This is a genomic window from Bradyrhizobium sp. Mp27 (assembly GCF_029953005.1).
Classification (GTDB): domain Bacteria; phylum Pseudomonadota; class Alphaproteobacteria; order Rhizobiales; family Xanthobacteraceae; genus Bradyrhizobium; species Bradyrhizobium barranii.
In genome coordinates this window covers 16,056-41,733 of record NZ_JASAUS010000007.1, presented here as the reverse complement: position 1 = coordinate 41,733, position 25,678 = coordinate 16,056, and the positions used below count along the sequence as shown (strand labels likewise).

The following is a 25,678-nucleotide window of genomic DNA, read 5'->3' as shown; positions in this document are numbered from 1 at the left end:
TAGCGAGACTGGCTTTTTCATGACTCTCACGGCCCTGCCGGCATCGGTCGATGCGATGCTCGAACTCTTGACTTCGCGCGGTTATCTCGCGGAGCGATCGCTGGCGACGGTGACCTATCTGTCGCTGCGCATGGGCCGGCCGCTGTTCCTCGAGGGCGAAGCCGGCGTCGGCAAGACCGAGATCGCAAAGGTGCTGTCGGCGGCGCTGGGGCGGAAGCTGATCCGCCTGCAGTGCTACGAGGGCCTCGACGTCTCCTCCGCCGTCTACGAGTGGAACAGCGCCGCGCAGATGATCGCGATCCGGATGGCGGAAGCCGCCGGCGACACCGACCGCGATCAGCTCTCGTCTGACATCTTCGCCGATCGCTACATGATCAAGCGGCCGCTGCTCCAAGCGCTCGAGCCCGACGTTGCGGGGCCGCCGGTGCTGTTGATCGACGAGCTCGACCGCGCCGACGAAGCGTTCGAGGCATACCTGCTCGAAATCCTCAGCGACTTCCAGGTGACCATTCCCGAATTCGGCACCGTGAAGGCGCCGCATCCGCCGATCGTCATCATCACCTCCAACCGCACCCGCGAGATCCATGACGCGCTGAAGCGGCGCTGTCTTTATCACTGGGTCGACTATCCCGAAGCCGAGCGCGAGCTCGCAATCGTCAAGACGCGCGTGCCCGGCATCTCCGCCAAGCTGTCGCAGCAGGTCGTGCGTTTCGTCCAGGCGCTGCGCAACCAGGATTTCTACAAGTCGCCAGGCGTCGCTGAGACCATCGACTGGGCCACTGCGCTGTCGGAGCTCGACGCCCGCTCGCTGACCCCGCAAGTGGTCGGCGACACGCTGGGCGCGCTGCTCAAGTACCAGGACGACATCACCCGCATGCAGGGCGACGCCCTGCAAAAGGTGCTGAAGGAAGCGACGAGCGAGAATTGATCTTGCGCCACTAGTACTCCGGTCATTCCGGGGCGACGCGCAGCGTCGAGCCCGGAATCCATAACCACGATCGGGAGTATGGATTCCGGGCTCGCGCCAAGCGACGCGCCCCGGAATGACGAGGGGATGGATACGAGACCATGGCCATCAACCACCTTGCGCCCGACCAGACCGAGCAGTTCGCCGACAACATCGTCGGCTTCGCCCGCGCGTTGCGTGCAGCCAGCATGCCGGTCGGGCCGGGGGCGGTGATCGATGCCATGAGCGCGCTCCAGGTGATTGACATCGGCAACCGCGCCGACGTCTTCACCACGCTGGAGGCGATCTTCGTCAAGCGCCACGAGCATGCGCTGATTTTCAGACAGGCTTTCAACCTGTTCTTCCGCGCGTCGGAAGAGTGGAAGCACATGCTGGATTCGGTGCCGTTGCCGGAGCAGGCCAAGAAGAAGCCGCAGGCTGGCTCCCGCCGCGTGCAGGAGGCGATGTCGCAGCCGCGGATGACGGAGACGCCGCAGCACCAGGAGCAGGATTTGCGTCTGTCGGTCTCCGACAAGGAGATCCTTCAGAAGAAGGATTTTGCGCAGATGAGCGCGGCTGAGATCACCGAAGCGCTCCACGCCGTCGAGCGGATGCGGCTGCCGCAGGCCGAGCTTCTGACGCGCCGGCACCGGCCCGATCCCCGCGGGCTTCGTCTCGATTTGCGCCGCACGCTGCGCGCGTCCTTGCGCACCGGCGGCGACATCATCGACATCCATCGCCTCGGGCGCATCGAGAAGCCGGCGCCGATCGTCGCGCTGCTCGATATCTCGGGCTCGATGAGCGAGTACACCCGCCTGTTCCTGCATTTCCTGCATGCCATCGGGGACGCGCGAAAGCGCGTCTCGGTGTTCCTGTTCGGCACCCGGCTGACCAACGTCACCCGGGCACTGCGCCAGCGCGACCCTGATGAGGCGCTGGCGAGCTGCTCGGCCTCGGTCGAGGACTGGGCCGGCGGCACCCGGATTTCGGCCTCGCTGCACAACTTCAACAAATTGTGGGCGCGGCGGGTGCTGAGCCAGGGCGCCATCGTGCTGCTGATCTCCGACGGGCTGGAGCGGGAGGCCGATTCCAGGCTCGCCTTCGAGATGGACCGGCTGCACCGGTCCTGCCGGCGACTGATCTGGCTCAACCCGCTTCTGCGGTTCGGCGGCTTCGAGGCCAAGGCCCAGGGCATCAAAATGATGCTTCCGCACGTTGACGAATTCCGCCCGGTACATAATTTGAGTTCAATCCAGGAGCTGATCACAACGCTCTCCCGGCCGCTGCCGCCGCATCACCGCAGCCTGATCCGTTCCGCAGCTTGAGAGGTTAAGCCATGCTCGATCGCGACGAGGATATTCTGAAGGCGGCGGAGGATTGGCAGAAGGCCGGCCGGGGCGTCGCGCTGGCCACCGTTGTCGAGACCTGGGGCTCGGCGCCGCGCCCGGCGGGCTCGAGCCTCGTCATCAATGATGAGGGCACGTTTCTGGGGTCGGTGTCCGGCGGCTGCGTCGAGGGTGCCGTGGTCACCGAGGCCATGGACGTGATCCAGAGCGGCAAGCCCAGGATGCTGGAGTTCGGCGTTGCCGATGAGACGGCCTGGAATGTCGGGCTGTCCTGCGGCGGCACCATCCGCGTCTTCGTCGAGAAGGTCGGCTAGCTGTGAGGCTCGCAATCCTGCACGAACTCAATGCCGAGCGCGCCGCGCGCCGGCCGGCGATTTTGGTGACCGACACCGAGACCGGCGAGCAGCGCCTGGTGAAGGCTGCGGATTTTGCAAAAGATCCGCTGCGTGCCGAACTGGACAAGCAGCTTCGCATGGGCAAGAGCGCCAGTGTCGAAGCCGGCGGCAAAAAACTGTTCCTCAACGTCTACGCGCCGACCGCAAAGCTCGTCATCGTCGGCGCGGTCCATATCAGCCAGGCCCTGGCGCCGCTGGCGCGCTCGCTTGGCTATGACGTCACCGTGGTCGATCCCCGCACGGCGTTTGCGAGCGCGGAGCGCTTCCCGGACATTCCCTTGGTCGCCGAATGGCCCGACACGGCGCTGCCGTCGCTCAATGTCGATGCCTACACGGCTTTCGTCGCGGTGACGCACGATCCGAAGATCGATGATCCCGCGCTGTTGCACGCCTTCGAGCGCAACTGCTTCTATATCGGCGCGCTCGGCTCGCGGAAGACGCACGCCAAGCGCGGCGACCGGTTGCGCGCGCAGGGCGCCGAGGACAGCGACATCGCCCGCATCCACGCACCCATAGGGCTTGCGATCGGCGCGGTCTCGCCGTCCGAGATCGCGGTGTCGATCATGGCCGAGATCACGGCGGTGCTGCGCCTGCCTCCCAAAGAAAAAGAAGAAGCGGCATGAAATTCGGACCGGCGAGCCCCAAGGATGCGATCGGCGGGGTGACCGTCCACACCCTGCGCCAGGGTCCGCTGGTGCTGAAGAAAGGCACGACGATCGGCCCGGCCGAGGTCGAGGCGCTGACGCGCGCCGGCATCAAGGACGTCGTGGTGGTGCGCATGGAGGAGGATGACGTCTCCGAGGATGTCGCCGCCGCCAGCATCGCGCTGGCCGTCGGCGGCGAGGGCATTCATGTCGAGCGCGCCTTCACCGGCCGCGCCAATCTGTTCGCCGCGCGCCCGGGCGTGCTGGTGATCGACCGCGCCGCGGTCGACCGCATCAACAATATCGACGAGGCCATCACCTTTGCGACGCTCACCGCCTACAAGCCGGTGGTCGAGGGCGAGATGGTCGGCACCGTCAAGATCATCCCGTTCGGCGTCGAAGGCAATTTGCGTGATGCAGCGGTGAAGGCGGCGGGCAGGGACGTGCTGAAGATCGCGCCCTACGTCATCAAGCGCGTCGGCGTGGTCTCGACGCTGCTGCCGGGCCTCTCGTCGAAGGTGATCGACAAGACGCTGCGCGTCACCGCCGAGCGGCTCGCGCCGGCCGGCGCCAGCATCATTGCCGAGCGGCGGGTGCAGCATGAGGAGCGGGCGCTGTCGGCCGCGATCAAGGAATTGCTCGGGCTCGGTGCGGAGCTCGTCATCGTGTTCGGGGCGTCCGCAATCGCCGACCGCCGCGACGTCATTCCGGCGGCCGTCACCGGGATCGGCGGTGAGATCGAGCATTTCGGCATGCCGGTCGACCCCGGCAATTTGCTGCTGATCGCGCGGGCCGGCGGGGTGCCGGTGCTGGGCGCGCCGGGCTGTGCACGCTCGCCGGTCGAGAATGGTTTTGACTGGGTGCTGATGCGGCTGCTCGCCGGCATCAAGGTGACGCGTTCCGAGTTGATGGGCATGGGCGTCGGCGGCCTCCTGATGGAGATCGTCACGCGGCCGCAGCCGCGCGCAGAACCCGCGATCGAGGGCAACAGCCAGGTCGCGGCCATCGTGCTCGCGGCGGGCCGCTCGACCCGGATGGGCGGACCGAACAAACTGCTAGCCGAGCTCGACGGCAAGAAGCTGGTGCGGATCGCGACCGAGCAGGCGCTGGCTTCCAAGGCCTCCGAGGTGATCGTCGTCACCGGCCATCAGACCGAGCTGGTCGAGCAGGCGCTGCAGGGCTTGAAGGTGAAGTTCGTCCGCAATCCGGATTTCGCCGGCGGCATCGCGAGCTCGGTCAAGGCCGGCATCGCGGCCGTGCCTGAGGCTTGCGACGGCGCCGTGGTCTGTTTGGGCGACATGCCACTGATCGATGCCGGCCTGATCGACCGTCTCATCGACGGCTTTGCGCCGGACCGCGGCAACCTCATCGTCGTGCCCGTCAGTGACGGGCGCCGCGGCAATCCCGTGCTGTGGTCGCGCCGCTTCTTCAAGGAATTGATGACGCTCGACGGCGACGTCGGCGCGCGCCATCTGATCGCCAAGCACACCGAAGCGGTGGCCGAAGTCCCCGTGGATGGCGAGGGCGCCTTCCTCGACATCGACACGCCGCAGGCGCTGGAAGCGGCAAGACGCGGATGACGGTGCCGTAGGGTGGGCAAAGCGACTTGTCCGCCGTAGCTCGTAGAGCGAAGGCGGAAGCGTGCCCAGCAATTTTGAATGATGGTGCGGATGGATGGTGGGCACGGCGCTTTGCGCCTTTGCCCACCCTACGGCACTCTCATTCGTTCGATTTCAACTCCTCGTTCACCATCTGGAAACGTCCACCGCCTAGAGTCCTCCCCACCTGCCTTGGGGGGAGGGGTTTTTCCATGGCTTCGAATGTCGTCGCGCGCCGTTGCGCGATGTTTTTCTTTGCGCTGTCGGTTTGTGTCGCCGGCGCTCGCTACATCACGGATGCGCATGCTGCCGGTGCGTTTGCGGTCGGCAAGTGCGGCGCCTATGGCCAGGCTTTTGATTACGGCGCCGAGCGCGCGGCCCGTGCCGCGGCACAGAAGCAGTGCAAGGGGGACTGCACGACCGTGACCATGAAGCGCGCTTGCGCCGCGATGTCGGTCGATATGGCCAACCCGTGCGGCGCCTATGGCTATGCCGTCAAGCCGAAGATATCGGCCTCGCTCAATGCCGCCACGCGCGAGTGCTACAAATACGGCGGCAAGGAATGCGTGATCCGCGCCTGGGCCTGCGACGCCAAGGGATAATCCTCCTGCTGTCATTGACGATGCGCCGGGTACCGCGCGAGGCGCGGACCGGAGCATTGCGTCAGGAATGACATTCGGGACAGTCCGGCCATGACGATGCCGAGACTTCGACACTCCAAATACAGTCGCCTCACCCCGGCGGCATGCCTGCGAATTTCGGCAGGTCGGGATCGAGACGATCCCAGTCATGTCCGCGTGCGGCGTAGGTGACCACCTGCGGCTTGTAGCGGGCGGGCTCGTCGAGGCTTGCGGCGCGGATGGTGAAGATGTCGGGCATTGCGGCGAAGGTCATGTAGACCGGCAAACCGCACTGCGTGCAGAAACCGCGTGTCTTCACGTTGCCGCTGTCGCCGACCATGTCCCAATGTTTTGCTTCGCCCGTCATCGTGACGCCGGCGCGTGCGAAGGTCATGTACGAGCCGTGGCCGCTACCACTTTCCCGCTGGCAATCCCGGCACTGGCAGTGATTGCTGAACAGCGGCTCACCCAGAATCGAATAGCGGATCGCGCCGCAGGCGCAGCCGCCGGTAAAAGGCCTGGTCATCGAAATATCTCCCACTCACTTCTCGCCACTGATCTCGTCGAGCTGGCGGACAACCTTCTTCCAGCCGCCGCTCATGACCGTGTAGGCCGACTCGTTCCTGGGCATGACGAAGCCCGCATGCACCAGGCGGATCCGCGTGCCGGCTTCGACCGGGGTGAGGGACCACGTCACGACGGTATCGAGCGGCGCGCCGTAGCCGGTGTTGCGTTCGTCGCCGCCCTTCCAGGCATAGACGAGGCGCCGGTTCGGTACGACTTCCAGAACCCGGCAATGGATCACGCCATCCCAGTTGCCTCCCGGCGTGGTCTGGAACGTGAAGGCCTTGCCTTCGACGGCTTCGAAGCCGGTCGGCTGCATCAGCCAGCGCGCGATCAACTGGGCGCTGGTCAGCGTCTTCCAGATCGTCTCGGGCGCGTGAGGGAAGACCTCCTCCAAAACAATGTCTTGGACGCTGTCTTTTGTCTCGGCTTTGAACTCGGCTGCACTCACGGATCGATCTCCTTCAAGAGGTCACGCAGATTCTGGAACGCTCGCGCCAGAACACGCCGTAATGGTCCATCCAGGTGACCAGCGGCTCGAGTCCTTGCGGCGCGGCGCGGTAATAGACGTTGCGGCCCTCGGCGCGCTCGGCGACGAGGCCGGCCTGCTTCAGCGACTTCAAATGCTGCGAGATCGCGCCCTGGGTGACGCCGCTGCCGCGGGTGAGCTCGGCGACGCTGATCTCCTTGCTCTCGAACACGCGCTCGAACACGGCACGCCGGGTCGGATCGGCGAGGGCGCGCATCACGGTGGTGACGGGATTTGGGGCGGCTTCGATCATGGACATTCAATTAGCATATGCTAATGCATTAGTAAATACTAATTTGTGCTTGGGCTAGATCGTTGTCTTGACTATGACTGACCAGTCAGTCATAAATGGGGGATGACAAAGAAGCCAACCGAAGCAGCCACGCCAGCCGCAGCTCGCGCCGATGCGAAGGGCCGTGCGCCCGCCGACGCCGCGCCCGCTTCGAACCGTGCCACACGTGCGGCCGAGCGTCGGTCGGCCATCGTGGAAGCGGCGATGGAGGAGTTCATCGCGCGTGGCTTTGCCGCGACGCGGCTCGACGACATCGCCAAGCGGGCGGGCGTGGCCAAGGGCACGATCTACCTGCACTTCAAGGACAAGGAATCGATGTTCGAGGAGCTGGTGCGCACGGTGATCGTGCCGGTCGTGGCGAAGCTGAATGCGCTGCCGCCGCCGACGGGCTCGGTGCGCGATCTCGTCGAGGCCTTCGCCGGCAACTTTTTGAAAGAGGTCATCGGCACGAGACGCGGCGATCTCGTGCGATTGATCGTGGCGGAAGGGCCGCGCTTTCCGTCCGTCGCCGATTTCTACTATCGCGAGGTCGTCTCGCGCGGGATCGCCGGCATGCGCGCGCTGATCGAGCTCGGCATTGCCCGCGGCGAGATCCGCGAGAAGAACCTCGCGCGCTATCCGCAGATCCTGGTCGCACCCGCGATGATCGCGGTGATCTGGCAGAGCCTGTTTGCGCGGCACGCGCCGCTCGACGCCCAGGACATGCTGCGCGTCCATCTCGATTTGATTTTTGGCGAACGGAGGACGACATGAGGTCGTCGCGGGCAATTTTTGTGTTGGCATTGGCTGCCGTCCTTGCAACCGGCCTTGCCGGTTGCAAGGACAAGCGCGATCCCGGATTTCAGGGTTGGGTCGAGGCCGACATGATCTTCGTCAGCCCCGACGAAGCGGGCCGGGTGACGAAGCTCAATGTCCGCGAGGGCGACGAGGTGAAGGTCGGCGATGCCCTCTATTCCGTCGACGACGATCTCCAGCTTGCCGACCTCAACCAGAACAAGGCGACACTGGCCAATGCGCAGCAGACCTATGATCGCGCGGCCTCGCTGAACAAGACCGGCTCCGGCACGCAGGCCAATCTCGATTCCGCCGTGTCGTCCTTGCGTGTCGCCGAAGCGCGGGTCGCGACGTCGGAGACGCGAATGGCGCGGCGCAGGGGCTTTGCGCCCGTTGCCGGCACCATCCAGCAGATCTACTTCCGCGAGGGCGAGATGGTGGCGGCGCAGCGGCCGGTGCTCTCGATCATGCCGCCCGGCAACATGAAGCTGCGCTTCTTCGTGCCCGAGACCGAGCTGCCGAAGCTTGCGATCGGCGACACGGTGCGCATCTCTTGCGACAATTGCGCGGCGGATCTCACCGCAAAGATCTATTTCATCGCGACCTCGGCCGAATACACTCCGCCTGTCATCTACAGCCTCGATGAGCGCAACAAGCTGGTCTATTTGATTCAGGCGCGGCCCTCGCGGCCCGATGCCCTGCGGGTCGGACAGCCAATCGACGTCTATCTCCATCCAAAAACGCCGGTGGCGGACAAGCGATGAACGGCGGCAACGGCATCGCGATCGACGTCAAGGGCCTGACCAAGTCGTTTGGCGGCCGCGAGGTCGTGCACGATCTGTCGATGCAGGTGAAGCGCGGCTCGATTTACGGCTTCCTCGGGCCGAACGGCTCGGGCAAGACCACCACCATCCGCATCCTCTGCGGCCTGCTCACGCCCGACAGCGGCGAAGGGACCTGCCTCGGCTACGACATCCGGCGCGATGCCGAAAAGATCAAGCGCCAGGTCGGCTACATGACCCAGCGCTTCAGCTTGTACCAGGACCTCTCGGTGCGCGAGAACCTCGAATTCGTCGCGCGGCTCTATGGGCTCGCTGATGCACGCGGCGCCGCGCGCGACATGATCAAGCGGCTCGGGCTGTCGGGGCGCGAGGAGCAGCTCGCGGGCGAGCTCTCCGGCGGCTGGAAGCAGCGGCTCGCGCTCGGGGCCTGCACGCTGCCCAGTCCGAAGCTGCTGCTGCTGGACGAGCCGACCGCCGGCGTCGATCCCAAGGCGCGGCGCGATTTCTGGAACGAGATCCATGCGCTCGCGGCTGACGGCCTCACCGTCCTGGTCTCGACCCACTACATGGACGAGGCCGAGCGCTGCCACGAGATCGCCTACATCGCCTACGGCCATCTGCTGGCGCACGGCACGGTGGAGGAGGTGATCGCGAAGTCCGCCCTGACGACCTACACCGTGACGGGCGAGGAGCTCAACGGGCTGACGGCCGCGCTCACCGGCAAGCCCGGTGTGGACATGGTGGCGCCGTTCGGTACTTCGCTGCACGTTTCCGGGCGCGACGTCGCCGCGCTCGAGGCCAGCATCGCACCGTGGCGCGAGAAGGGCGGCCTGCACTGGCACAAATCATCGCCCTCGCTCGAAGACGTGTTCATCGAATTGATGAGCCGTTCCAGGGACAATTTCCAATGAGCACCGCCGATCACCCCGCATCCGCGCACGAAATCCGCGAGCGCTTCGGCTTCTGGAAGCGCTCCTATGCGATGCTGGTCAAGGAGTTCATCCAGCTCAAGCGCGACCGGGTCTCGTTCGCGATGATCGTGATGCTGCCGGTGATGCAGCTTCTGTTGTTCGGCTATGCCATCAACACCACGCCGCACCATCTGCCGAGCGCGGTGCTGCTCCAGGAGGATTCGGATCTTGCCCGCTCGGTGTTGAAGGCGCTGGAGAACACCGCCTATTTCCGCTTCATCTACGAGGTGCACGACGTCGACGATTTCGACAACCTGCTGAAATCGGGCAAGGTGCTGTTCGGCGTCGAGATTCCGCGCGGCTTCGAGCGGGCGGTGCGGCGCGGCGACAGGCCGGCGCTGCTGGTTGCGGCCGACGCCACCGATCCCGTTGCGGCCAGCGCCGCGCTCGGCTCGCTCGGCATGGTCGTGCAGACCGCGCTTGCGCACGATCTCTATATCGGCAATCCGCCCGAGATGCCGTTCGAGATCCGCGCGCATGCGCGCTACAATCCGGCCGCGTCGTCCAGCCTCAATATCGTGCCGGGCCTCGTCGGCACCATCCTCACCATGACCATGCTGATCTTTACCGCGCTCTCGGTCACCCGCGAGGTCGAGCGGGGCACCATGGAAAGCCTGCTGTCGATGCCGATCAAGCCGGTCGAGGTGATGTTCGGCAAGATCGTTCCTTATGTGCTGGTTGGCTTCCTTCAGGCCTTCCTCATCATCGGCATCGGTGTCGGCTTGTTCGGCGTGCCCTTGCTCGGCAATCTGTTCCTGCTCGCGCTGCTGTCGACCTTGTTCATCGCGACAAATCTGTCGATTGGCTACACCATCTCGACGGTGGTGCAGAACCAGCTCCAGGCCATGCAGATGGCCATGATGTTCTTCCTTCCAAGCATTCTGCTCTCCGGATTCATGTTCCCGTTCGCCGGCATGCCGGTCTGGGCGCAATATCTCGGTGAATGCCTGCCGCTGACCCACTACTTGCGGATCGTCCGCGCCATCATGCTGAAGGGCGCGACCATGCAGAATTTGCGCTTCGACACGCTGGCGCTGGCGATCCTGATGCTGGTCGCCATGACCATCGCGGTGACGCGCTTCCGCCGTACGCTGGATTGAGGCACAATGCCCCTGAATCGAGGGGAGAAATGGTCAGGTTTGCCAGCAGGAAGACCCGGCAACACGCCGTGCTATCGGAGGATTTCGAGCGCGAGCTGACGCGGGAAGTGCTGCGCACCGAGCTGTTGCGCGTGCGGACACTGATCATCACCGGCTGCGTCATGATCTTGTTCCTCACCGCAACCTACCTGATCGACCCTGCTCTCGTGAACCGGGTCTGGCGCGGGACGGAGGGCCTCGTCCACGAATACATTCTCTTGACGGGGTTCATCCTCTTCGAGGTTTGGATTCACCGTCAGATCAGGCGAAACCTCAAGCTCGATCGCGACCTGCCGGTGATCAGGCGCTATATCGGCGCTCTCATCGAAACGTCGCTGCCGACGATCATTCTGATCCTGCAGATTCGCAGCATGGGCGCGAGCCAGGCGCTCGGTTTCGTGCTGCCACTGGTTTATTTCATTTTCGTCATTCTTTCGACGCTGCGGCTCGATTTCTGGCTGTCCACCTTCACTGGATTTGTGGCCGCAGCCGAGCTCTTGGCCGTCGCGCTGTATTACAATTCGGCCAACGACGCCGGCGAACCCCTGATCTACTTTCACGCGGTGCGCAGCACCATCATCCTGATTTGCGGCGTGCTCGCGGGCGCCGTCGGCGCGCGGTTGCGGCGGCAATTTGCCGCGAGCATTGTGGCGGCCACCGCGCGTGATCGCGTCACCAACCTGTTCGGCCAGCACGTCTCACCGCAGGTGGTGGAACGGCTGATGGCGGCGGGGCCCAGCGCGGGCGGCGACATTCGCCGCGTCGCGGTGATGTTCGTCGATTTCCGCGGCTTCACCGCCGGCGCGCGGTTGCGCACCCCGCAGGAGGTGGTTGACCGGCTCGACGGCGCGTTCGCCGTGCTGGTCGACATCCTCGATCGTCAGGGCGGCATCGTGAACAAGTTCTTGGGCGATGGCTTCCTCGCCCTGTTCGGCGCGCCGCTGGAGGCCTCCGACGCCGCGCACCGCGCGGTTGCCGCGGGGCGCGAGATGCTGGCCGCGATGGACCGCATCAACGCGCAAACGAGCTGGCCGCTGCGGATCGGCATCGGCATCCATTTCGGCGAGGTCGTTGCCGGCAATATCGGCTCGCCCCGGCGCAAGGAGTACACGGTGATCGGCGACACCGTGAACTTCGCCTCGCGGCTGGAGGCACTCAACAAGGAGTTCGGCTCGCAGCTCCTGATCTCCGAGTCCGTCCGCGAGGCGCTCGGCGACGACGGTGAGGACGCCGTCGCGCTCGGCGAGGTCGCGGTTCGCGGCTACGAGCACAAGGTGGCGGTGTTTCAACTGGGGTGAGGGTGCTCGCGTTTCGTTGAAGGCGCGTGATGAAATATCTCACGGCGATTTCCGCTCATGTTGTCAGGACGCCGAAACCTCTCGGCTTCCGTTTGCCACGCGGAGAGAACCCATGACCCGATTGACTCTTGTCTCGGCCGCCCTGATCGCCGCCGCCGTCTATCAAACCCAGGCCGCAGCCGCTCGCGACGTCGCTGCGCGGCGCGCCCCGCCTCAGGCGGCTGCGGATTGCGTGAGGGCTCCAGCACAGGGCGCCTTTGCCTCAGCGCCCTACAAGCAGCCGCCCTGCACGCCGAAGTGAGCGAATTAACGCGCAAGGCGAGGTCGGGTTGGCAACGTCCGCCGGCCCGACCTCGCGTCGCCGGTCTCGTAATTGCGGTATCTTGGTAGTTCTTGACTCCTATCTCATCTAGTCATCTATATGACTATATGAATGCAACTCCGCACGACGACCGCCTGCCACGCTACCAGCGCCTGCGCGACGACCTCGCCGCGCGGATCAACCGCAATGAATGGCGGCCGGGCGAGCCGATCCCGTCGGAGGCCGAGCTTGCTGCGCATTACGGCGTCGCCATCGGCACCGTGCGCAAAGCGATCGATCGGCTCGTTGCGGATGCCGTGCTGGAGCGCCAGCAGGGCCGCGGCACCTTCGTGCGGCGGGCGCGCTTCAACTCCTCGCTGTTCCGCTTCTTCCGCTTCCAGTCCGAGAGCGGCGAGCGGCGCGTGCCGAAGAGCCGCATCATCCGGCGCAAGAGCGTTCCGGCGAATTCGGCCGTTGCGTCGGCGCTGCGCATCCCTGTCGGCGAGCCCGTGATCAGCCTGTCGCGTCTGCGCCTGATCGACGATGTACCGCTGCTCGCCGAAGAAATCTGGCTCCAGCAATCGCGCTTCGCGCCGATCCTGGAGATCGACACCGCCGAATTCGGCGACCTGCTTTATCCGCTCTACGAGGAGCGCTGCGGGGAGGTGGTGGTGTCGGCCGAGGAAATTCTGACGGTCGAAATGGCCAACGAGATGCAGGCGCGGCTGCTGCGCCTCGAAGCGCACGCACCATTGATCGTGATCGAGCGCCTCGCGCTCGATCTGGAGCGGCGGCCGATTGAATGGCGCAGGTCGCGGGGGCCGGCCGACCGGTTCCGCTACCACGCCGAGATCAGGTGAGAGCGACCTTTCAACGACATCAAGCAATAACGAATTCAAGGGAGAAACAATGTCAAACTGGTACAGCGAAAGCTCGCCGCTGGAGCGGCGCACCTTCTGGGCAAGCTTTGGCGGCTGGGCGCTGGATGCGCTCGACGTCCAGATGTTCGGCCTTGCCATTCCCGCGCTGATCGCCGCCTTCGGCATCAGCAAGGCCGATGCGGGCCTGCTCGGCTCGGTCACGCTGTTCTTCGGCGCGTTCGGCGGCTGGCTCGGCGGCGCGCTCGGCGACCGTTTTGGCCGCGTCAAGGCGCTTCAGATTACCGTTGCGACCTTTGCGCTCGCGACCTTCGCCTGCGCGTTCGCGATGACTTACAACCAGCTCCTGATCCTGAAGGCGATTCAGGGCCTCGGCTTCGGCGCCGAATGGGCTTGCGGCGCGGTGCTGATGGCCGAGATCATTCGCCCCGAGCATCGCGGCAAGGCGCTGGGCTCGGTGCAGAGCGCCTGGGCCGTGGGGTGGGGCGCAGCTGTGCTGCTCTCGGCCCTCGTGTTCACTTATGCACCCGCCGACATCGCCTGGCGGCTGCTGTTTGCGCTGGGGCTGTTGCCCCGCTCCTCATCATCTTCATCCGCCGCGGCTTGAAGGAGCCGCCGCGCGCGGTCGCAGCCGGAAAGACGCCGTTCTTCGCCACGCTCTCGGGCATCTTCCATCGCGACGTGCTGCGCTCGACGCTGATCGGAGGCCTGTTTGGCATCGGCGCCCACGGCGGCTACGCGGCCCTGACCACGTTCCTGCCGACATACTTGCGCGAAGTGCGGCATCTGTCGGTGCTGGGCTCCAGCGGCTATCTCGCAGTCATCATCGTTGCCTTCTTCTGCGGCTGCATAGCGAGCGGCATCATCAGCGACCGCATCGGCCGCAGGGCCAATGTCACCTTCTTCGCCAGCGCCTGCATCGTCACCGTGCTGATCTACATCTTCGCGCCGCTGACCAATGGCGAGATGCTGGTGCTCGGCTTTCCGCTCGGCTTCTTCTCGGCCGGCATTCCGGCCAGCATGGCGGCGCTGTTCAGCGAACTCTATCCAACGGGCGTGCGCGGCACCGGTGTCGGCTTCTGCTACAATTTCGGCCGTATCGTCTCCGCCGCGTTCCCCTTCCTCGTGGGCTATCTCAGCGACCATATCGGGCTCGGACCGGCGATCGGCATCGATGCGGCCTTCGCCTATTCGCTGGTGCTGATCGCGGTGGTGCTGCTGCCCGAAACCCGCGGCAAGGTTTTCGAACAAGCCGCGGCGACGCGCGCCTGACGCCGGATGGGGAGCAGTCACCATGATATCCCGCGAGCGTGGCCTGACGCGCCGCCAATTCGGCACAGGCCTTGTATCCCTCGTGTCGGCCACGGCCGTCGCGAGCCGAGCGAAGAGTGAGACGAGCTTGCCGACAATCGATACCCATGCCCATGTCTTCCACCGCGGCCTCAAGCTCGCGCCCGGCCGGCGCTATGCCCCCGATTACGATGCGCCGCTGGCGCTGTATCTGGAGCAGATCGACCGCAATGGCATGAGCAATGGCGCGCTGGTGCAGCCGAGCTTTCTCGGCACCGACAATTCATATCTGGTCGAGAGCCTGAAGACGGCCGGCGGACGCCTGCGTGGCATCGCAGTGGTCGATCCTTCCGTGACCGCGGACGAACTGCGCGCGCTCGATCGCGCCGGCGTCGTCGGCATCCGCCTCAATCTCGTCGGCCAGCCCTTGCCCGATCTCGCTGCCGGCGAATGGAAGGCGCTGCTCGGAAACGTGAAATCGATGGGCTGGCAAGTCGAGCTCCAGCGCAGCGCGTCCGATCTCGCACTGCTGGCGCCGCAGCTGCTCGATCACGGCGTCACCGTCGTGCTCGATCACTACGCGCTGCCGGATCCAAAGCTCGGCGTCGCCGATCCCGGCTTTCAGTCGGTACTGAAGTTAGGGGCGACGAAGAACGTCTGGGTGAAGATCTCGGCGCCGTATCGCAACGGCACGGCTGGCGAGAGCTTTGCGAAGGAAACCTATCCGCTGCTGCGTAGTGCTTACGGTCTTGATCGTCTGCTGTGGGGCAGCGACTGGCCGCACACACAGTTCGAGGCGTCGCAGAGCTATGAGAGGAACCGCCAGTTTCTCGACACGCTGATCACCGATCCAGCCGAGCGTGCGCAAGTGCTCGTATCGCCACGTTCACTCTTCCGCTTCTGAAGCGTCTTCCGCGATTGCTCCGATTGCACTCAATTTTGGGGCATGACGGGCGATGTCGCCGGCTTGTAGAGTGCCGGCGATGCAGCCGAGCGCGGCTGCGATTTGCGTGAAGAGGAAATGAGCGATGCAGCGCCGCTACATCACCGTCGACGTGTTCACCGACCGCGCCTTCGGCGGCAACCAGCTCGCCGTGGTGCTCGATGCCGGCGGGCTCACGACGCAGCAGATGCAGGCGATCGCGACCGAGTTCAACTATTCCGAGACGACCTTCGTGCTGCCGCCGCACAACCCCGGCCACGACGCGGAGGTCCGCATCTTCACGCCGGTGAGGGAGCTTCCCTTCGCGGGTCATCCCAATGTCGGCACCGCTTTCGTGCTGGCCCGGCGCAGCAATGAGCCCTGGCCGCGGTTGTTGTTCGAAGAGAAAGCCGGGATCGTGCCGGTCGAGATCTGGCGGGAGCAGGGCAAGGTCGTCGGCGCCGAGCTGACCGCGCCGCAGCCGCTGGCGCGACTTGCAAAGCTGTCCGCCGCCGAGGTCGCCGCGTGCCTGTCATTGACCGCGGACGACATCAGGACCGATCGTCATGTGCCGGAGGTCGTCGGCGTCGGCACGCCGTTCGTCGTCGCGGAATTGCATTCGCGCGACGCGCTGCGGCGGGCGGCGCCCGATGCTGCGGCGTTCGGCCGGACACTGCCGCGCGACGGCGCGTTCTCGATCTATTTCTACACGCGCGATATCCCGGCGGCGCAGGCGCCTTGCGACCTCCAGGCGCGGATGTTCATGCGCGGTGCCAGCGGTTTCGCCGAGGATCCGGCCACCGGCAGCGCAACGGTCGCCGCCGCCGCGCTGCTCGCCACGCTCGATCCACTCCGCGACGGCGAGCTGAAGCTCATCATCGGCCAGGGTTTTGACATGGGCCGGCCGAGCATCCTGCGGACGACAGTGGAAAAGGAGGGCGGCGCCCTTCTTGATGCCTATGTCGGCGGCCATTGCGTGCAGATGATGGAGGGGACGTTCGAGCTGGCGGGAGAGGGGTAGGGTCTCTCCGTCATGCCCGGGACGATCACACCTGCCGCCCCGCCAAATTTCTCACCGCCACGCCATCGCGCTCCTCGATGATCTCCGCGATCATCTGGCGGTGGCAATGGGTGTGATCGCGCTCGTAGCAGAGCAGGCAGACCGGGCCGGCCTTCATCACCAGCGCCGAGAGCTCGTCCATCTCTTCCCGGGCCTGAGGCGTCTTCAGGTGCTTTGAATAGATCTTCTCCAGCACTTCGTATTGGCCGCTGCGCGCGGCGAGGCGGCCCTCCTTCGGCGTGCCGAGCGCGGCGAGATGGACGTAGGCGATGCCGCGTTCATCGAGGCCTGCGGACAACTGCTTCTTCGAAAAGCCGGGCCGGCGCGAAGAGGTCACCGCGCGCACGTCGACCACGAGCTTGACGCCGGCCTTTTCCAGTTCGTCGAGCACCGCCTTGGGTGGCGTCTGCTCATAACCGATGGTGAAGAGCTTTTTCGCCTTTGCCATGGAGCATCCTCAGCTCACCCGCGCGATCAGTTCCATGGCGCCGGCCGGTGCGCGCACCTTGCCCTCGTGGATGACATAGGCGAACACGTCGCGCGGCTCCTTCTTCGGCTTGGCCTCGTCGACCTTCGGCAAATCGTCGGGTTCACTCCCCTCGGCCCAGTCCTGAAGGCGCTTGGCCCAGGCATCGAGCTGCTTCGGCGGATAGCAGGTCTTGATCTCGTCATTGCCCTTCTGGAGCCGTGCATAGACGAAATCGCCGGCGACGTCGGCGATCGCCGGATATTTGCCGTGCTCGGCGAACACGACAGGCGTCTCGAACTCGCGGATCAGCGCGACGAAGTCCGGCGCGCAAAAGCTGTCGTGGCGGACCTCGACGACATGGCGCAGCGCGCGCCCCTCGAGCTTGCGCGGCAGCAGCTCGAGGAATTTGCCGAAATCGGCGCCGTCGAATTTTTTCGTCGGCGCGAACTGCCACAGCACCGGTCCGAGATGGTCGCCGAGTTCCAGCACGCCGGAATCATAGAACCGCTTGATGGAATCGCCGGCCTCGGCGAGTACGCGCCGGTTGGTGGCGAAGCGCGGTCCCTTCACCGAGAACACGAAACCATCGGGCACTTCGCTGGCCCATTTGCGAAAGCTCTCCGGCTTCTGCGAGCCGTAATAGGTGCCGTTGATCTCGATCGAGGTCAGCTTCGAGGCGGCATAAGACAGCTCCTTGGCCTGCGTGAGCTTCTCCGGGTAGAACACGCCGCGCCAGGGCTCGAAGGTCCAGCCGCCGACGCCGATGAAAATGTTGCCGGATTTTTTGGACGCGGTTTTTGCTTTGGCCACGGGAGGGTCTCGCATCGACGGGGAGGGACCTCATCCTAATCAAACCAGATGTGATTGGCCAGTTGCGCCATCCCGTCTAAGGTCGTAACGGGACCCGCGCAAAAGGAGAACAAGAATGCGGATGCTGATGGTGGGAGCGGCGCTCGTCATGATGACATCTGCTGCCATGACATTTGGTGCCATGGCCGACGATGACGACGATGCCAAGGGCGTGCAGAAGCTCGCCATGCAGGGCCGCGACGATTACTGGCATTGCCTGGCGCGGGAATATTCGCGCGACTCCAATCAGGGAATGTCAGAACAGGATTTCGGCCGCTCGGTCGCGGGCGCCTGTCCGTCGGAGCGGCAATATTACCGGGTGGCGTTGCTCGACTATCTCACCACGCAATATCCGAACATCGATGCCGGCGCCCATCTCGCCACCGCGAACAGGGCGGTCGAGTCGGCGCAGAAGGACATCGTGACGGCCTTCGTCAAGCACAGGCCGCCGACGAAGTAGGGAATGGGGAGTGGCGAATAGCGAGTAGGGCAGAAGCCGGGCTTGCCTTATTCGCTACTCACCATTCGCCCCCTTCGGCAGCCCTTCCAGCTCCGCGCGCATCCATGGTATCACTGGTGGCATCTGGAACGGGGATGGGCTTCCATGTCGTCTGAGTCGGTGGGTGGCATTCTGGGCGCGATCGTCGCGGCGGTCGTGCTCGCGGTCGCCGTCGTATTGGGGCCGATCGGCCAGTACGGCAAGCCGCCCAGGCCGGCAAAGGCCGAGCCGGCTCCGGCCGCAGCGCCCGCTGTCCCGGCCGCCCCCGCGCCGCGTGGGCCCGTGATCAAGGAAGTCCCGAACTAGCAAGGGTCTGAAAAAGAGCCGCTATGCCCCCTTGCGAAGCGGTTTTGCCGTACCTATTTAGCCTCTAACGGCGACGTTGAGTGAAACCTCCGGCGCTGGAACGACCTTGGAATAGCTTGGGCTTGCGCCGGATGTACGCGCGGTCCGCCGTTCCGGGGTCGTTGGCATTTTTGGGCCCTTTTTGGGCCTTTCCCCACAGACCCCCAGCTCGGTAGATCTTGGCAGCGCAACGTCTTGGCAGCGCAGGACGCGGCGGATATACGCTGCCGTCATGAATGAAGCGATCAGACCGGGCTCCGGCACTCCCCCGCAGGCTCAAGAGGCGCCGGAACTGTCGGTCATCGTCCCGACGTTCAACGAGCGCGACAACGTCACGGTGCTGTACCGGCGGCTGGAGGCGACGCTCGTCAACGTCGCCTGGGAAGTCGTGTTCGTCGACGATAATTCGCCCGACGGCACCTGGGACGTCGTGCGCGCGCTGGCACAGCGCGACAACCGCGTGCGCTGTGTCCGCCGCATCGGCCGCCGCGGCCTGTCGGGCGCCTGCATCGAGGGCATCCTGGCCTCCAGTGCGCCCTATGTGGCCGTGATCGATGCCGACCTCCAGCACGATGAGACGCAACTGCCGAAGATGCTGTTGCTGCTCGCAAGCGACCAGGCCGATCTCGTCGTCGGCAGCCGCTACATCGAGGGCTACAAGAGCGAAGGCTTCAACAAGCAGCGCGCCGGCGCCAGCGCGCTGGCGACCGAGGTCGCAAAGAAGGTGCTGCGGGTCGAGATCGCCGATCCCATGAGCGGCTTCTTCATGGTTCGCCGCGACCGTTTCGAGGAGCTCGCGCCGAAGCTGTCGGTGCACGGCTTCAAGATCCTGCTCGACCTCGTCGCGAGCGCGAACGGTGGCTTGCGAGCCGTTGAAATTCCCTACACGTTCGGTCAGCGCCAGCACGGCGAGAGCAAGCTCGATTCCATGGTCGCGCTGGATTTTCTCGGCCTGGTGCTGGCCAAGTTCACCAACGATGCGGTCTCGCTGCGCTTCATCCTGTTCGCGATGGTCGGCGGCATCGGCCTCGTGGTGCATCTGACGACGCTGTTCATCGCCCTTCAGCTGTTCAAGGCGCCGTTCGCGGAGGCGCAGGCCGCGGGCGCCGTCGTCGCCATGACCAGCAACTTCGTCCTCAACAACTTCCTCACCTATCGTGACCAGCGGCTGAAGGGCTTTGCGCTGCTGCGCGGCCTGATCGCCTTCTACATCGTGTGCAGCGTCGGCCTGCTCGCCAATGTCGGCGTCGCCTTCTCGGTCTACGACCAGGAGCCGATCTGGTGGCTGGCCGGCATGGCCGGCGCGCTGATGGGCGTGGTGTGGAACTACGCGATGTCCGGACTGTTCGTCTGGCGCAAGAAATAGCTCGACATGGGCGGGGCTGACGCGCGGATTGTCCGCAATACCGCGCTGGCGATCGTCGCGCTGGTCGGCTTGCGGCTGGTTGCGGCCGCGTTCACGCCGATCACCTTCGATGAAGCCTATTACTGGATGTGGTCGAAGAACCTCGCCGGGGGGTATTACGACCACCCGCCGATGGTCGCCTATGTGATCCGCGCCGGCACCATGATCGCCGGCGACACCGAGCTCGCCGTCCGCGTGTTCTCGATCCTGCTCGCGCTGCCGATGAGCTACGCGATCTACCGCTCCGCCGCCATCCTGTTCGGCGGCGCGCGGGTGGCGGCGACCAGCGCCATCCTGCTCAATGTGACGATGATGGCCTCGGTCGGCACGCTGATCGTGACGCCCGATGCGCCGCTGCTGGTTGCCTCCAGCTTTGTGCTGTTCTTCCTCGCCAAGGTGCTGGAGACCGGCCGCGGCGTCTGGTGGCTCGCTGTCGGCGCGGCGGTCGGCGCGGCGCTGCTGTCGAAATACACCGCGATGTTCTTTGGCGCCGCGATCCTGATCTGGCTCGCGGCCGTGCCGAAACTGCGGCGCTGGTTCCTCTCGCCTTGGCCTTATCTCGGCGGTCTCGTGGCGTTCGCGCTGTTCTCACCGGTGATCCTGTGGAATGCGGATCACCAATGGGTCTCGTTCGTAAAGCAGCTCGGCCGCGCCAAGATCGAGGACTTCCGTCCCGTCTTCATCGCCGAGCTGATCCCGACCCAGATCGCCTTCGCGACCCCACTGGTCTTCATCCTCGGCGCGATGGGCCTGCACGCGCTGACCTGGCGCCGGGCCGGCGCGCTGGCTTCGCGTGTGCTGATCGAGACGCTGTTCTGGACCATCGTCGTCTATTTCGTCTGGCATTCGCTGCATGCCCGCGTCGAGGCCAACTGGTTCGCGCCGGTCTATCCGCCCTTCATCGTTGCCGCGGCCGCCGCCACCAATCTCGTGCCGTGGCAACCACGCGCGCGCCGCCTGGTGGATTTCTGCCTGCGCTGGGCCGCGCCCGTGGGCATCGTGATGTTTGCCGCGCTGATCGTGCAGGCCAACACCGGCTGGCTGTCGGGCTATCGCCGCGACGCGACGGTGCGCAGCGTCGGCGTCGGCTGGCGCGAGCTCGCCGCCGAGATCGAGGCGGTGCGCGTGCGCAGTGGCGCGACCTGCGTGCTCGCGCAGGACTACGGCACCACGGGCTGGCTCGCCTTTTACTTGCCGCGTGGCACCTGCGTGCTGCAGCAGAACCAGCGCATCCGCTGGGTCAACATGCCCGAGCCCGATCCAAAGCTGCTTGCCGGCAAGCTGATCTCTGTCGACGACCTGCGCCCGGACGGCCATCCCGCCCTCGACGAGCTCTTCGCGAAGGTGACGCAAATTGCGCAATTGCAGCGCAAGCGCGGACCGCTCGTGGTCGAGACCTACGGCATTGATCTGCTCGAAGGCGCCAAGGGCGACGTGCTCGACCGCTCGCCGCCGCCGGAAGCGCGGTAGGCGGCCCCAAAATCAGTCGATCATTTCGGCCCTGGTGGCGGCCTGACCCGGCCCGTTCTGGTCGCGCCAGAACCAGACGGTCACGACGCCGGAGCGGCCGCGGACCTGTGTGAGCAGGGGACCTGACAGAATGCCGTCGGGAGCGCCGTGGAAGTCGGCCGCATCCAGCAGCGTATCGCTGAGCGCGAGCCGCGCGCAGTTCTGGGCGGCAACCTCCATCAAGCGGTTCGCGACGTTGACCGTGTCGCCGGTCGCCGTGATGTGCTGGTGGCTTTCGCCGAGGCGGGAGGCGACGATCGGGCCGAAATGCGCACCGATCTTGAAACCAAGCTGGCCGCGAAGGGCAGGCGGCAGCGAAGCGATCCAGCGATCGACGCTGCGATACAGGTCGATCGAGCATTGCAGCGCGCGCGCCGCGTTGTCGGGCATCGGGTGTGGCAGTCCGAACAGGATCATGGCGCCGTCGCCGAGAAAGCCGGTGATCAGGCCGCCGCAATCGACCGCGGCCTTGTCGATCCGCGCGTGAAATGCCCTCAGAAGATCCTGGAGCTCGTCCGGATCGATCCGTTCGCTGAGCGTCGTGAAGCCTGAGAGATCGATGAAGACGACCGCCGCATCCTGCCGGACCGGCCTGGACAGGAAATTCGGATCGCGCGTCAGCCATTCCTGCACGGCGGGCGCCTGGAATTGCGCCAGCGACTTGCTCTTGGCGGCAAAATATTGCGTGCGGCGGCCGCCGGCCCACAATTGCACGCCGGCAAAGACCGCGACCGGCGGCACCGCGGCGGCAAGTGTCGTCGCGGCGTTCAGCCAAACGCCGTGCGTGAAGGCGAACAGATTGAGCCCGGCCCAGGCGATCATCACCGCGGCGGCCGCGACAATGCCAGGCGCGCTGCGCCGCCAGGCGAGCAGGCCGACCAGCAGCATCGGCAAGAGGATCGCGATAAGCGCGTCGGCGATGTGGACCTTGCGGTCGCGCATGATGCCGTCACCGGCGACGAGATGGGTGATCGCGGTCGAGATCACCTCGACGCCGGGCATCAGGGAATCGAACGGTGTCGGATAGAAGTCGCCGCCGCCGGCGACCGCGGCGCCGATCACGACGATGCGGTTCTCGATCGCCGCGCGATTGAGCGTGCCGTCGAAAATGCTCTGGGCGCTGACGGTGCGGATGGTCCGGCGCGGACCGTAATAGGTGATCGGCAGCGCGAAGTCGGAGTCGGTCAACACCGCGCGATCGCCGAGCATGAGATGATCCGGCGCGATCGTCAGCGGCTTGTCGAGCGCGCGCGCCGCGACCCGCAAGGGAAACGACAGCTCGACCTTGTCACGGGTCCGGAACAGCATCGGCACCGAAAGCGGCGAGCCCGACTGCCCCGTCGCGACGTTGACGACCCCGACCTCGGCGTGATCGGCGAAGGCGGGCAGCGGCAGCAGGAAGCGCTCGGCCTGTGGCAGGGCGGCGAGTGGACCTTGGGCGCCCGGCTCCACGGTCTCGCTGGCGGTCGGGAAGATCGCCGCGGCGGCGAGCACCATGGGGCCGGTTGCGAGCGTGTTGGCCAGCGTCGCATCGCCGATCGCCGCGCTGCGGTCGACCAGCAGCAGGTCGATCCCGACGACCTTCGGCTTGAACTGCACGATGGTGTCGACGACGCGCGCGAGATCGGCACGCGGCAGCGGATAGCTGCCGCCGCGTTTCACGACGGTGTCGTCGATGGCGACGATGGTGACGAGATCGGGTGGCGCCTGCACGCCGCGGACCTGGGTCCGCCAATCCGTCAGCGTCGCCTCGAGCCGATCGAGAAAGCGCAGATGACCGTTGGCGTGGCCGGCATAGATGCCGGCACCCCACAGCGCGGTGAGGACGAGTGCCACCAGGATCTGAACGCGTCTAGTCATTACGTACTGCAATCTTCTTTGTCGCCCGGGCGTTGCTGCGTGGGCCTTAATTGTCCAGGCCTTATTGACCCAGTCTTGCCATCAGCGCGTCGACGCGCGGCTGGCCCCAGGTCTTGACGGTCAACGGGCCCGTTGCCTCGACATCGACGCCTTGGCCCGGTCCGAGCACAACGCCGCGTCCACGAGCCCTGCGGCTCACGCCGACACGGCCGTCGGCAACGAAGACCGCGGTCTTGGCTTCAGCGACATCGACGGCCCATTTGGTCCCGCGCACTGCGGCGATCGCCTGCGGCGTCAGCACCTTGAAGGGATTGCCGCCGGGCTTCTTGGGCACCTCGATCAGCAGCGCCTTGCTGCTCAACTCCACGGAGTCAATATGTCCGTCGCGGTTGGCGTCCTTAAGTTCAAATCTGGCGCCGTTTTCCGCAACGATGGTGATGCCGTTGTCGCAGCGCCAGACCTGCGTGCCCGCAGCCGATGGCGATGCCGTGCAGCCGACATTGGCAACCGGCTGTGCGTTCGCAGACCCGATCAACTGAAACAACCACGCCAGAGCGAAAATACCGGCGCCCGCGATCCCTCTCATGCCAGCCTCCGTTTGCGTGCTTGGCACAGTTCAAAGCGATGTTGATACGGTACCGTATCACACGCAGAGGCTGCTGAAAAGTGCCGCTCTCGGAGCTATTTCCTCGGTGCGGTCTTTTCCAGTCCGACGCGATCAACTTTCAGTCAGGGCGCCGTGCCGCGTGAGCACTCTGTGCGCGATGTGTGATGTGGGACGGGCTTGCTGCCACCCTGCTGGCACCCGCTGGAGAGGGCGGCGCGCACCAGCCTCGCGCAATGCTTCCCCGCTATTGTCCGGGTATTGAAGACCACGAAAACGACTTGGTTGGATGGCCTTAGAGGGGCGGCCTGTGACGTCCGTCGAACGTGCCGAACCGGCCGAGAATTATAGTTAACAGACGCTCCTAAGTCCGTAGTTCTGCGGACTTTTTTCTCGAAATGGGACAGCGTTAACGCGGTGCCTCACATCTGCCCGAACTTAATCTGCATTTAACTAAAAGTCGCCTTAATGACGCTCCGACCTCCTGCGAGATGCTGTTCCCGGATCGTGACCAGCGGCACTTCGAAGGGGGACTGAGTGACACCGTCCTGGACGCAAGGCGAATGAGTACAAGTATCGCTGCGCAGAGTAACGCGGCACGGAAGTCCAAAAATCCTGGCAAGAATTCTCTTCGGAAGCCTTCCCGGAAAATGACCACCACCAATTGGCTGGGCGCGGCGGCGATCGGCTGCGTCGTGATGGGCGCCGGCTGGACCATTTACAGCAACGTCTTCGGCGCCAGCGTCTATCCGACCGTCGGCAGCCTTGGCTACGACGAGCCCGTGATCAAGCGCGCGCCCAGGGTGGCGCTGCGCGAGGCCGGCGAGGCCATCGGGGACACCTTTGCGCTGCTGCCCGACCGGCTCCAGGTCGCAGCCCCGATCTCGCGCGAGATGTTCAACGAGCGCTTTGCCGCGGCCGCGACCCAGGGCGTGGCGTCGAATGCGGCGAGCGCCGCGCCCGCAACCCAGGTCGCCGTCGTCAAGGACGCGCCCAAGCAGAGCGTGATCGCGAAGGTCGCGGACGCGCTGAAGCCGGCGGCACCGGCCAAGATTGCCGACAAGACTGCGGACAAGGCCAAGCGCGCGCCGGATGCGCAGATGCAACTGGCTTCGGCCGATCCGGCCGAGATTGTGCCGGCGCCCGAGGCGAGGCCGAAATCGTTTGCCGATCGCGCCAAGGCCGCGGTGATGTCGATCACCGGGCCGCGCCAGTCGATGGTCGAGAAGCTCTGGGGCAAGCGCGAGCCGTCCGGCGGGCTGCTGGCCTATGCCTCGGCCGATGCCAGCGTGACCGCGTCCATCGCGCCGAGGGAGCAGAACCCCATGCTCGGCGGTTCGGCGCCCTATGAGCGCGACACGGCGGTCTACGACATCACCGCCAAGATGGTTTACCTGCCCGACGGCACCAAGCTCGAGGCGCATTCCGGCCTCGGCTCCAATCTCGACGATCCGCGCTCCTCGCGCGTCCGCATGCGCGGCGTGACGCCGCCGCACATCTACACGCTGAAGCCGCGCGAAGCGCTGTTCCATGGCGTGCCGGCGCTGCGCCTGACCCCGATCGGCGGCGAGAGCGCGATCTACGGCCGCGACGGCCTGCTCGCCCACACCTTCATGCTCGGGCCGAACGGCGATTCCAACGGCTGCGTGTCGTTCAAGGATTATTACGCGTTCCTCGACGCCTACCGTAACAAGGGCATCCGCAAGCTCGCGGTGCTGGCGCGGGTCGAGTGAGCTCGGTCAATTCACGATGATCTCAAAGGGCCGCTTGCAGCGGCCCTTTTCTTTTC

The 25,678-nt window shown here is 65.3% G+C and carries 26 protein-coding genes and 2 pseudogenes; 21 read left to right on the top strand and 7 right to left on the bottom strand.

Annotation, left to right across the window (positions count from 1 at the left end; translation table 11 throughout):
• The first annotated feature begins 19 nt into the window (after positions 1-19).
• The 6 genes from QJT78_RS06980 to QJT78_RS06955 all read left to right on the top strand — a co-directional run bounded on the left by QJT78_RS06980 (position 20) and on the right by QJT78_RS06955 (position 5,531).
• Complete coding sequence (locus tag QJT78_RS06980) at positions 20-928, top strand: MoxR family ATPase (protein WP_028147443.1); 909 nt, start codon at positions 20-22, stop codon at positions 926-928.
• A 140-nt stretch (positions 929-1,068) separates the two neighbouring features.
• Positions 1,069-2,271, top strand: a complete 1,203-nt coding sequence (locus QJT78_RS06975) for a VWA domain-containing protein (RefSeq protein WP_028147442.1) — start codon at positions 1,069-1,071, stop codon at positions 2,269-2,271.
• Between the two features lie 11 nt (positions 2,272-2,282).
• A complete protein-coding gene (locus QJT78_RS06970) occupies positions 2,283-2,606 on the top strand; it encodes an XdhC family protein (protein ID WP_007602422.1) in 324 nt (107 codons plus the stop codon).
• 2 nt (positions 2,607-2,608) lie between these two features.
• On the top strand, positions 2,609-3,310 hold the full coding sequence (locus QJT78_RS06965; protein ID WP_028147441.1) for an XdhC family protein: 702 nt from the start codon (positions 2,609-2,611) through the stop codon (positions 3,308-3,310).
• Complete coding sequence (locus QJT78_RS06960) at positions 3,307-4,911, top strand: molybdopterin-binding/glycosyltransferase family 2 protein (RefSeq protein WP_028147440.1); 1,605 nt, start codon at positions 3,307-3,309, stop codon at positions 4,909-4,911. Before QJT78_RS06965 ends, QJT78_RS06960 begins: the two co-directional genes overlap by 4 nt.
• Positions 4,912-5,141: 230 nt before the next feature.
• Entirely contained in the window at positions 5,142-5,531 is a 390-nt protein-coding gene (locus QJT78_RS06955) for a DUF4189 domain-containing protein (protein ID WP_028147439.1), read from the top strand.
• Positions 5,532-5,661: 130 nt separating this feature from the next.
• Here the strand turns inward: QJT78_RS06955 and QJT78_RS06950 are convergent, their stop codons facing one another.
• From QJT78_RS06950 to QJT78_RS06940, 3 genes and pseudogenes are all read right to left on the bottom strand, one after another.
• Positions 5,662-6,075 carry a GFA family protein gene (locus tag QJT78_RS06950; protein ID WP_028147438.1) on the bottom strand — a complete coding sequence of 138 codons (414 nt, stop codon included), beginning with the start codon at positions 6,073-6,075 and terminating at the stop codon, positions 5,662-5,664.
• Between the two features lie 15 nt (positions 6,076-6,090).
• On the bottom strand, positions 6,091-6,564 hold the full coding sequence (locus QJT78_RS06945; protein WP_028147437.1) for an SRPBCC domain-containing protein: 474 nt from the start codon (positions 6,562-6,564) through the stop codon (positions 6,091-6,093).
• Positions 6,561-6,895 (bottom strand): annotated as a pseudogene (locus QJT78_RS06940) (metalloregulator ArsR/SmtB family transcription factor). The gene QJT78_RS06945 and the pseudogene QJT78_RS06940 overlap by 4 nt, the downstream one beginning before the upstream one ends.
• 102 nt (positions 6,896-6,997) lie before the next feature.
• On the opposite strand from QJT78_RS06940, the gene QJT78_RS06935 reads away from it, so the two are divergent.
• The 10 genes and pseudogenes from QJT78_RS06935 (at position 6,998) to QJT78_RS06890 (ending at position 16,310) form a co-directional block, all read left to right on the top strand.
• Positions 6,998-7,687, top strand: coding sequence for a TetR/AcrR family transcriptional regulator (locus QJT78_RS06935; protein WP_028147436.1), 690 nt, complete (start codon positions 6,998-7,000; stop codon positions 7,685-7,687).
• Positions 7,684-8,472, top strand: coding sequence for an efflux RND transporter periplasmic adaptor subunit (locus QJT78_RS06930; protein WP_028147435.1), 789 nt, complete (start codon positions 7,684-7,686; stop codon positions 8,470-8,472). Before QJT78_RS06935 ends, QJT78_RS06930 begins: the two co-directional genes overlap by 4 nt.
• Entirely contained in the window at positions 8,469-9,401 is a 933-nt protein-coding gene (locus QJT78_RS06925; protein WP_028147434.1) for an ABC transporter ATP-binding protein, read from the top strand. The genes QJT78_RS06930 and QJT78_RS06925 overlap by 4 nt, the downstream gene beginning before the upstream one ends.
• Positions 9,398-10,561 (top strand): ABC transporter permease, encoded by a 1,164-nt coding sequence (locus QJT78_RS06920; protein WP_028147433.1) that lies wholly within the window; start codon positions 9,398-9,400, stop codon positions 10,559-10,561. The genes QJT78_RS06925 and QJT78_RS06920 overlap by 4 nt, the downstream gene beginning before the upstream one ends.
• Before the next feature lie 29 nt (positions 10,562-10,590).
• Positions 10,591-11,898: an adenylate/guanylate cyclase domain-containing protein gene (locus QJT78_RS06915; RefSeq protein WP_028147432.1), complete on the top strand. Its 1,308-nt coding sequence runs from the start codon at positions 10,591-10,593 to the stop codon at positions 11,896-11,898.
• A 112-nt stretch (positions 11,899-12,010) separates the two neighbouring features.
• Positions 12,011-12,199 (top strand): hypothetical protein, encoded by a 189-nt coding sequence (locus QJT78_RS06910; RefSeq protein ID WP_028147431.1) that lies wholly within the window; start codon positions 12,011-12,013, stop codon positions 12,197-12,199.
• Positions 12,200-12,327: 128 nt separating this feature from the next.
• The gene (locus tag QJT78_RS06905; protein WP_281460202.1) at positions 12,328-13,059 is read left to right on the top strand and encodes a GntR family transcriptional regulator; all 732 of its coding nucleotides are present in this window, start codon (positions 12,328-12,330) and stop codon (positions 13,057-13,059) included.
• 49 nt (positions 13,060-13,108) lie between these two features.
• Positions 13,109-14,349: pseudogene (locus QJT78_RS06900) on the top strand (MFS transporter).
• 22 nt (positions 14,350-14,371) lie between these two features.
• Positions 14,372-15,271, top strand: a complete 900-nt coding sequence (locus QJT78_RS06895) for an amidohydrolase family protein (protein ID WP_028147428.1) — start codon at positions 14,372-14,374, stop codon at positions 15,269-15,271.
• Between the two features lie 124 nt (positions 15,272-15,395).
• Positions 15,396-16,310 carry a PhzF family phenazine biosynthesis protein gene (locus QJT78_RS06890; RefSeq protein ID WP_028147427.1) on the top strand — a complete coding sequence of 305 codons (915 nt, stop codon included), beginning with the start codon at positions 15,396-15,398 and terminating at the stop codon, positions 16,308-16,310.
• A 25-nt stretch (positions 16,311-16,335) separates the two neighbouring features.
• Here the strand turns inward: QJT78_RS06890 and QJT78_RS06885 are convergent, their stop codons facing one another.
• Both QJT78_RS06885 and QJT78_RS06880 read right to left on the bottom strand, forming a co-directional pair.
• Positions 16,336-16,797 carry a DUF488 domain-containing protein gene (locus QJT78_RS06885; protein ID WP_028147426.1) on the bottom strand — a complete coding sequence of 154 codons (462 nt, stop codon included), beginning with the start codon at positions 16,795-16,797 and terminating at the stop codon, positions 16,336-16,338.
• A gap of 9 nt (positions 16,798-16,806) precedes the next feature.
• Positions 16,807-17,643: a DUF72 domain-containing protein gene (locus QJT78_RS06880; RefSeq protein WP_085965506.1), complete on the bottom strand. Its 837-nt coding sequence runs from the start codon at positions 17,641-17,643 to the stop codon at positions 16,807-16,809.
• Positions 17,644-17,743: 100 nt separating this feature from the next.
• Here QJT78_RS06880 and QJT78_RS06875 point away from each other — a divergent pair, with 100 nt between their 5' ends.
• From QJT78_RS06875 to QJT78_RS06860, 4 genes are all read left to right on the top strand, one after another.
• Complete coding sequence (locus QJT78_RS06875; RefSeq protein ID WP_028147424.1) at positions 17,744-18,127, top strand: hypothetical protein; 384 nt, start codon at positions 17,744-17,746, stop codon at positions 18,125-18,127.
• A gap of 144 nt (positions 18,128-18,271) precedes the next feature.
• Positions 18,272-18,472 (top strand): hypothetical protein, encoded by a 201-nt coding sequence (locus tag QJT78_RS06870; protein ID WP_028147423.1) that lies wholly within the window; start codon positions 18,272-18,274, stop codon positions 18,470-18,472.
• A gap of 271 nt (positions 18,473-18,743) precedes the next feature.
• Positions 18,744-19,877 carry a glycosyltransferase family 2 protein gene (locus QJT78_RS06865; protein ID WP_028147422.1) on the top strand — a complete coding sequence of 378 codons (1,134 nt, stop codon included), beginning with the start codon at positions 18,744-18,746 and terminating at the stop codon, positions 19,875-19,877.
• A 6-nt stretch (positions 19,878-19,883) separates the two neighbouring features.
• The gene (locus QJT78_RS06860; protein ID WP_281460201.1) at positions 19,884-21,386 is read left to right on the top strand and encodes a glycosyltransferase family 39 protein; all 1,503 of its coding nucleotides are present in this window, start codon (positions 19,884-19,886) and stop codon (positions 21,384-21,386) included.
• 12 nt (positions 21,387-21,398) lie between these two features.
• Here the strand turns inward: QJT78_RS06860 and QJT78_RS06855 are convergent, their stop codons facing one another.
• On the bottom strand, positions 21,399-23,285 hold the full coding sequence (locus QJT78_RS06855; RefSeq protein WP_028147420.1) for an adenylate/guanylate cyclase domain-containing protein: 1,887 nt from the start codon (positions 23,283-23,285) through the stop codon (positions 21,399-21,401).
• A gap of 61 nt (positions 23,286-23,346) precedes the next feature.
• Positions 23,347-23,871, bottom strand: a complete 525-nt coding sequence (locus QJT78_RS06850) for a FecR domain-containing protein (protein WP_038943999.1) — start codon at positions 23,869-23,871, stop codon at positions 23,347-23,349.
• Positions 23,872-24,539: 668 nt separating this feature from the next.
• Between QJT78_RS06850 and QJT78_RS06845 the strand changes: the two genes are divergently transcribed.
• Positions 24,540-25,622: a DUF2778 domain-containing protein gene (locus QJT78_RS06845; RefSeq protein ID WP_028147418.1), complete on the top strand. Its 1,083-nt coding sequence runs from the start codon at positions 24,540-24,542 to the stop codon at positions 25,620-25,622.
• Positions 25,623-25,678 lie beyond the last annotated feature (56 nt).